Genomic DNA, 8,934 nt, shown 5'->3' with positions numbered 1-8,934 from the left:
CTACTGAAGAAGTAGAAGAAGCTGCTGAAGAAATAGAAGAAGGTGCAGAAGAAGCTGCTGAAGAAGTAGAAGAGACTGTAGAAGAAGTTGATTCAGTTGAGAACGCTGAGTAATTTTCTTTGAAACTCATAAGAAAGGGCTTTGGGAAACCAAAGCCCTTTCTGTTTTTAGACCACACTCAAATGTTGGCACATTATGGCCCAGGCTGATCCTCAATACTCACATCTAAAATCTCACTGCTAATCTATTCTATCATCAGTCCTGAACGGTACGGCAGGCAGCCCTTCAGAGTTTACGAGGTTACACACCGGATTATCAGCCCAGGCATAGCGTACAGCTTTGGGTGACTTTACCTTATCAGAAGAAACCACCACTTCATCTCCGTCAATTTCAGCCTTTGCCCAATAGAATTGTTTGTCTTCCCCGGCAATTGCAAAGCCCGTCACCTCTTTGCCATCCATTGTGGCCAACCCCGATCCGGTATGCGCAAAGCTAATGCGAACCTTATTTCCCTCCACTTTAAAGCTTTTGTATTGAGGCCCGGAGGCTATAATGTTTTCTTCATACACCAGTTTATTTGCGATTAAAGCCAGACGGCGTCCTACTTCCTGTTTGTTCCGCGGGTGAATGTCATCAGCCTCACCAATGTCGATGATACAGGCCATACCGGTATTGGGCAGGGACAATGTCATCGTTTGGGCCTCCCTCAGTTCCGCCCAGTCGCTCTCAGATGGCTGCGGTTTCACTGCTTGGAAGTTGGCCAGTTGCACAAATAGAAAAGGAAGGTCTCCCTGCCCCCAACGCGCTCTCCAATCCTGTATCATCATTGGAAACAATGTCCGGTAGTCATAGGCAGCCTCCGCGTTGGCCTCCCCCTGATACCATATAAACCCTTTGATGCCATAGGGAATAAGCGGATTGATCATAGCATTAAATAGTACTTCCGGATAATAGTGATAGTTCTGTATTTCAGGCAATGCAGGCTCAAGGTCCTTTTTGTACAGCCACGTTCCTTCCAAAGAAACTCTGGAAACGCTGTCTGTAATATATAATTCATCCGCAGGAGGATTCAAACCTCCACCTCCCCACAATACCGCCATTCTTACAGAGATGGTGTTTTCTCCGTTCTTCACAAGCTTGGCAGGAATGGTATAATGATGTGTAGGGTTAGCATTCCAGACGTTCTTGCATATTTGCGTACCATTGAAATAAAGTGAATAATTCATTTCAGGATGTCCCAGGTTAATTGTCAGGTCTTTCCGGGTAAAAGATTCCGGTAGCATTACTTTTTTCCGAAGCCAGACCATCCCATTGTACCCAGCCATTCCGATATCCCTGAACACACCCGGCATTTCAATTCCATTCCAGTCGGAATCATCATATTCCGGCTCAGGAATCTTCTGATCTGTATTGTTCTGTGGCTGATATACGATTTCCCAATAACGAACTGAATTCAGGCTATCGGCAATAAAATGATCATAGGTCAGTGTATCGTTTCCTAGTGTGGCTGCTTTGGTAATGGGTGAAGTAAGCAGCTTTTCCCGGCTGGTCCACGACTCTACCGGCGTTCCGCCCCAGGTGCTTTGGATAATGCCTATCGGCACGTTTTGATCCTGATGTATTTTTCGTGAAAAATAATAGGCAACAGCCGATAGCTCTCTGACATTGGCAGTATCGCAGACCTTCCACTGCCCGGAAGAAATATCAGTTTGAGGAGTCAATTTTTTATCGTGCTCTACGAATAGAAAGTGTATGTTGGGATAATCCGCTTTGGCTATTTCATTTTCAGCATCCTTTGCCTGCTGCACCTGCCATTCCATATTTGATTGCCCTGAGGCCAGCCAGACATCTCCGATCAGGACATTGTTGAACTCAATAGCTTCTCCGGCTTTTCCCTTTTCATAAAATTTTAGCGTATAGGGTCCTCCGGCTTTGAATTTCGGAAAATCCACTTTCCATTTCCCCTCCTGACTGGCTTTTGTTGTCACCTGTTTACCCCCCAGCTCTGCGGTAATATGTGCACCCGGTGCTGAATTTCCCCAAACAGGAATTTTCATATCCCGCTGTAAAACCATATTGTCTCCAAAGACTTTGGATAAAGTGATCTGTGCATAGCACTGAGTCTTAAAAATGAAAAATAGCGTAAAGGATAAAGTGGCTGTTCGTAATAGTAATCTGTTTATTACCGACATGTTTTTAAAAAATTAAATGAGCCCTTAAAAACCAAAAAGTGAAATTTGGTTTATCATTGATCAGAAACAAAGGATGGCAGATTGTGTATCCCTGCCATCCTTTGGTCTATTGTTTACTTAACGATTAATTTTTTAGTCAGACTGGCTTTTTCAGCAGTAAGTTTTATAAGATAAACGCCTGCCTTAAGGCCTATATTTATATCTAATGTTCCGCTTCCCACGGCTACATTTTCATACACCTGCCTGCCCTTGTTATCAAAAACGTGAACAGTTGCATTTTCCATGGCTTTAGGAACAGTAATGGAAAAGTTTCCTTCCTGCGATGGGTTGGGATAAATAGTGACATCAACTATCTCTTCTGTATTTGACACACCAGATTCAACCTGGGCTGTTCTGGCTGATGAACTGCCAGCGGTAGCATAGCTTATGTGGCCATTGCAATGCAACCACTCGCTATTTGAACCTCCACAACTACTGTTTTGCCAAACACCGGTATTGGTAGACTGATTTTCTGATTGGTAAGTCGTTCCTCCGACGGTAACATAGTCTATCTGAACATCCCTACCTCCATTGTCATTGGTAAAATATACGGATACAGCTCCGCTGCCGGAGGCAGTATAGTTAGCGTATGATGTGGTCAGCGTCCAGGTAGCTACCGTTTGGCTGCCAACGCGCAATTCAACGGTTTCGTCCCCTTGCGTTCCACGAGCCCTTACCACAATGGAAGAAGCGCTGTAAGGTGACAGATAGCTTCCTGCGATTACCTGCCGGCTGATCCCCGGCCCTTGCCATGCTACAGCGACATTGTCTCCACCACTGCCTTCTTTATGTAACACTTCCACATAATACTTCTGACCAGCAGTCAAAGTGACACTCGCCGACTGCTGCGTGCTGTATTTAGTCCATTCTCTGGAGTTGGTCCACCCACTCAGATAAGCTATCCGTGATTTATTGCCAGGGTTATCATCTGTACTTAGGTATAGTTCTGTATTATCGTCTCCTGCTACCCAGAAAGTATAGCTACCTGTAGTTCCGGGATGGATATAGCCACGGATCCTGGTTCCATAGTTGCTTCCCCAATTGGTAGGGCCTTCCAGTGATGATAACTGCTCGCTTCCGGAGGGGTTATTAGGATAATTGCTGCTAGAAGTCAGGTTGCTGATCGAGGTACCACTAATCCCTGTCCAATACTCCCTTAAAATTGTTCCGGTACCTCCGCCTGCATTGCCATTGACAGTTACTTTAAAAGTGTGTGTACTGGTACAGCCTCCGGTATTGGTATAAGTAGCTACATAATCACCGGCCTGATTGGATTGTATATTAGAAACGGTCACTTCGCGCGTAGTGGCACTAAAAGAATTAGGACCGCTCCAGCTCCATGATCCTCCCTGGCTGGGTTGCGGACCAAATTTTACGCTGCCTCCTGCATCAAGAGTTGCGCTGGATGTTTGTGCCCATGATCCTCCGTTTACCTGAACATAGGGAGTAATCTGCGTTGGAGTGCAGCTAGTAGCGGCACCTTCCATAATTGCATTAAGGTTACCCTGATCAACAACTGCCCCGGTACTGCGGTTAAACAATGCAAATTCGGGCTGACCATGATCCCAATAGACAGGGATCATTCCATGGTCAATAGCGGACTGAACAATATATTTGTGATAGTACTCCCTTGAAGCGATATGAAGCGACTCTTCAGGAATCCCTGAACGTTTTTTGGCTGCAAACTCCCCCAAAATTACCGGTATCCCTTTGTCAGCAAACTTGCTCTTCATTAATCCGAAGGTTTCATCCACATAACTCTCTTCACCCCAGGTAGCATTACGAGAAGTGTTTGCCGTAGAATGATAACCATTCCCCCAATAGTAAAACATACTGCCCCAGCTTTCATCTTTATCCATTAAACAAAATTGATAAGGTGAATAATAGTGAACTTCAACCATCATGCGGTTTGCTATCTGATCAGTTGGTAAGGTATTCATCAGACTATTAGTCGTTTCTATGTCCGTTTTCGGCCCCTGCACAATCAATGTACGAGAACTGTTGTTTCCTCCTGTTGCACGCACCGCATCAACAAAAGTCTGATGATATGATAACAATACTGACATGCCGGTGGCATCCTCCACATGAGGCTCGTTGGCACTGGCAAAAAGCAAATGCTCGTCATAAGCTTTGAAGTAATTCGCAATCTGAGTCCAGTAAGCATTCTGCTTCGCATTTACAGCCTGCTGCTGTGCTGTAGTCACGTTCTCTTCCAGCCATCCGCCGTCCCAGTGAATGTTGAGGATCACGTACAAATCGTTACTGATACAGTAGTCAACGACTTCTTTCACCCTGGCCATCCAGGCAGCATCAATTTGATTGTTGCTCTGGTTTGCATACTGATCCCACGAAACGGGAAGACGTACGGTGTTGAACCCGGCAGCTTTAACACTATTTATAAGTTGCTGGTTTGTCATAGGGTTACCCCAGTTGGTCTCCCCTCCAATAGCTTCCAGGGTATTTCCCAGGTTCCAGCCTACTTTCATATTGGCAGCAACCTGCTGCGCGGTTGGTAATTGAGAGTAGACGGTAAGGGACATCATCAGTCCGCATAACAGAAGCATGAGATTTCGCCAGCCATTGGCAAGCACCTTCAACTTGGACTTAAAAGAGTTGGCGCTTCCGGCTCGCGGAAGCACGGATAATTCATAGGAGTTGATTCTAATCATTGGTTTATAGAGTTTATGTTGAACATTGAATTTCAGAAATCGTTTGCAGGTATGACTGATCCCATCTCTAAATCTGCAAGCTCAAATCAGCGAAAATATTGCAGGCAGTATGCAACTATCAGGGGGTAAGGCCCCTTTAATTTTTGGTGCAATAAACCTCTCAAATTTCCGTTAAAGACTCTCCGCCAAAGCATGCTGTAATTCAAAGATTTAAGCCGACCCGGACAGTGTCTTTATTATTCAGTCAATCCACCCTGCTAATTTATTCTTTATCCGGTCTGAGGAGGGTATGCTATGTTTCGAATGAGGGATGTGAATGTTATATTTTATGCCTCCTACGACTTTTATGTTATTGAGAGAAGGAAAGGCGCTAACATTTGTAGCAAATGACCGATTCAAACCGAAGCCATTCAGGTGTGGCCTATTTCAAAAAAACGATTATTTTTGAGGAGTTTTTTGCCTATGAGTGAAGCACGCTTTAAGTCCGCAGTTCAGAAGTTTTTACCGGAGCACTCCATTGACTATTGCTATAAGTTATGGACAGAGCATGGCTTTACTTTCAAGATCAAAAACAAACGTGCCTCCAAGCTTGGGGATTACAGGTATGACCCTAAACGCAAGCTGCATATCATCACCGTCAATAATGACCTCAACCCTTATTCTTTCCTGATCACCTATATCCATGAAGTGGCGCACCTTGTAACGTTCAACGAGCACAAAAGAAGCGTAAAGCCACATGGCACGGAATGGAAAAACAATTTTAAAAAGCTGATGCTCCCGATGATGAGCAATCAAATTTTTCCTGATCAGGTGTTACGGAAACTAGCACAATATTTGAAAAATCCGAAAGCCTCCTCCTGCAATGACCATCAACTGATGAGGGCACTGCAGGAGCATGATGAAAACAGGTCGGGTGTGAGCCTGAGTGAAATTTCAGCAGGCCAGCTTTTCAAGTTCAGGCAACGGGTATTCAGAAAGGAAACCCTCCGCAGAACACGGTACATCTGCTGCGAAATCAAGACCCAAAGGAAGTACCTCATTTCAAAAGTCGCCGAAGTAGAACCGGTTGTATAGAGGTGAGTATTGGGTATTGGGAAATTTGGAAGGGGTTTGGGGTTGAAGTCAGAAGACTGAAGTGTTTGCTAGGGTAAACGGTGAGCGGTGAAACGGTAATTGGTAAACAGTAATCGGTGATAGAGTGAACGGTGATCAGGCCGGAAGTTAGAAAAGCGGAGTCGGAAGTGGTCGTAGTGAGTTAGAAAATTGGAATTTTAAATATTCTACGGCACTAACTATCCCCTTGAGGGGATTACAATGCTAGTAAGTTAAGGCGGGTATTCATATATCGTATCGATTAAGTAATGCGCGAATTAAAAAACGCACATTCCTATCTCAAATGCATGCATGTGTGCCAAAATAGAGTTCTATTCTATGGCATGGCTTTCCTATGGCACATATTTGCTTTTCGTTTTTCTATAAATATTATGTCCTTACAGGACATTAGGCTGTCTTTGTCATTAATTACGAATCCCTTTTGCAGCGATAATCCCGTAGGGATACAATATTTGTAGGAATAGCCATTTAGCTCAGATTGTCCTGTAGGGACAAAATAAGCAGGCATTTGAAATGTGAGCTTAGCTTAATAGCATTGGAGGGGATTATAGGGGTGTTTGCAAACAGTCAAAGGTTCTGGCAGAGCCTTGATCCGGGGGATCCTGAATATTTTCCATAAGGTTGTCTTATATTTTGGAACACAGGATGGAAAATTTCAGGATGATGGTTAGGGTGGTTTTTATTGAATTTAATAATTTATGAGAAAGACACGAGTCGCACGTCATTCTGGAATTTTAATAGTGTAGTGGAGAAAAGTAAACGGTGAACCAAGAACTGTAAACCCCCTAACAACAATATCTTCACATATCCTTAATACCGCATATTAATTCCAGGTCAGAATAATTTTTTTATATTGTACTGATTTTCAACTTAAACCTAAAATCGGATGAAAAAATTTTACCAGACAGTGGCCTGTCTGTTCCTATCTTTTATTGCCTTTCACGCGGCAGATGCTCAGGTTACCAACGGTTCTTTTGAAAACTGGACAGGAAATACGCCTGACGGTTGGACCACCGTTGATAGCGGAATATCGCTGAGTGAAAACACCACAATTACGAAAGAAGGGGGCAGTTCGGCTAGAATTACCGTCAGTACCGGATCACAAAGTGATACTGACTTGCGACAAACCATTAACGTAACCTCAGGGCAAAATTATACCTTCTCAGTATGGGTGTACCACACCGAAGGAGGCATGAGGGCCAGGTTATATGTAGACGGATATCAGAATTATTCGGATCCGTCAATAGTAAACCAGTGGCAACAAATCTCTTTTTCTTATACGCCTTCATCTTCAAGCATAGAAGTAGGTTTGAGGTTTTATGATGTGTCAGGATTTGATGGTTCAGAAGTAGTTTATGCTGACTTTTTCGAACCTACAACAGCTTCCGGCGGTGGTGGTGGCGGCACCGGCGGTTGTACCGATGTAGTAGTCACTTTAAAAACTGACAGCTACGCCAGTGAAACAAGCTGGGCGATTAAAGATGGCAGCGGTACTACATTGCATACCGGTAATAATTACAGCAACAATACCACTTACACCGGTACATTTTGTCTCGAATCAGGAGATTACACTTTTACTATTTACGATTCTTACGGAGACGGCATCTGCTGCTCTTACGGCAATGGCTACTATACAGTAGAGTCGGAAGGGACTACATTGGGGTCAGGTGGATCTTTTGGATCATCTGAAACCGTATCCTTCACCATAGGCTCAACCGATCCCGGAGACGGCGGCGGTGGCGGTGATCCGGGAAATTACTACAATAGTGCTTCCGGCCTTACAGGATATACGCTGAAAACAGCACTTCACAACATTATCAAAGGGCACACTGCTCAGGGTTACAGTGCTTTATGGACATTCTATAATTCGAATGAACTGGATCAGTATTATGAAAATGACGGCACCATACTCGATATGTACTCTGAAAATCCAAATGGAAATGACTCCTATACTTTTACCAAATCAAATGATCAGTGCGGCACATATTCAGGAGAAGGCGATTGCTATAACAGAGAGCATTCCTTCCCGCGTAGCTGGTTTGGTGGTTCTGTAGAGCCTATGAACTCAGATGTACATCATATTTTTGCTACTGATGGGTACGTAAATGGAAAACGTAGCAGCTACCCTTATGGAGAGGTCGGTTCTGCAAGCTTTACATCCTCCAACGGAAGTAAGTTAGGTAGCTCAGCCGCAGGTTTAGGCTACAACGGAACGGTATTCGAACCCATTGATGAGTTCAAAGGGGATTTCGCCAGGGCTGCATTCTATATGGCTACACGCTATGAGAATGTTATAGGCTCCTGGGAAACCAATAGCTCCTATGGCGACGCTGTATTGGATGGATCGAGCAATAAGGTTTTTGAAGACTGGGCACTTAATATGCTCATTGCATGGCATAATGCCGACCCTGTAAGCGCAAAGGAAACTGCCAGAAATGAGGCTGCTTATACGCATCAGGGCAATAGGAACCCATTTGTTGATCACCCTGAATGGGTTGCCAGCATCTGGGGCGGAGGCTCTTCACTCGCACGCACGGGTGGAGTTGAGGTAACTTACGGGATAACCACCACATATTCAGGAAAGCACCTATTGGTAAAACACGGGCATGTCAATCCTGTCAACGTCACCATCTTTGATGCGTCAGGCCGTCAGGTAGTCGACTTCAAGTGCTCAGGAGATAAATCACCGGTTACTAACATTCCCGTTTCATTAATGTCTAATTCACTTTATATCATTAAGGTATTTACCGCAGATAAAGTGATGAGTCAAAAACTGATGATAGAAGACTAAAACAAGATAAGTCAAAAATAAGAAGGCCCGCTTCTGCAGAATAGATCCTGACTGAGCGGGCCTTCATATTAGTCGGCAGGATATCCTTGATAATTGTTTTAGAGAACAAAATCGCCTTTTTGACAAACTG

4 protein-coding genes are annotated in these 8,934 nt (G+C 44.2%); 2 read left to right on the top strand and 2 right to left on the bottom strand.

Going from position 1 to position 8,934, the window contains the following annotated elements:
* Positions 1-239: 239 nt before the first annotated feature.
* Both E1163_RS09455 and E1163_RS09450 read right to left on the bottom strand, forming a co-directional pair.
* Positions 240-2,192: a sialate O-acetylesterase gene (locus E1163_RS09455; RefSeq protein WP_155171195.1), complete on the bottom strand. Its 1,953-nt coding sequence runs from the start codon at positions 2,190-2,192 to the stop codon at positions 240-242.
* Between the two features lie 113 nt (positions 2,193-2,305).
* Positions 2,306-4,900, bottom strand: a complete 2,595-nt coding sequence (locus E1163_RS09450; protein ID WP_155171194.1) for a cellulase family glycosylhydrolase — start codon at positions 4,898-4,900, stop codon at positions 2,306-2,308.
* Between the two features lie 462 nt (positions 4,901-5,362).
* Here E1163_RS09450 and E1163_RS09445 point away from each other — a divergent pair, with 462 nt between their 5' ends.
* Entirely contained in the window at positions 5,363-5,974 is a 612-nt protein-coding gene (locus E1163_RS09445) for a SprT-like domain-containing protein (protein WP_221417970.1), read from the top strand.
* Between the two features lie 925 nt (positions 5,975-6,899).
* The gene (locus tag E1163_RS09440) at positions 6,900-8,804 is read left to right on the top strand and encodes an endonuclease (protein WP_155171192.1); all 1,905 of its coding nucleotides are present in this window, start codon (positions 6,900-6,902) and stop codon (positions 8,802-8,804) included.
* Positions 8,805-8,934 lie beyond the last annotated feature (130 nt).

The organism is Fulvivirga kasyanovii, from assembly GCF_009711405.1.
Classification (GTDB): Bacteria; Bacteroidota; Bacteroidia; order Cytophagales; family Cyclobacteriaceae; genus Fulvivirga; species Fulvivirga kasyanovii.
This window is presented reverse-complemented; position numbering and strand designations above follow the sequence as displayed.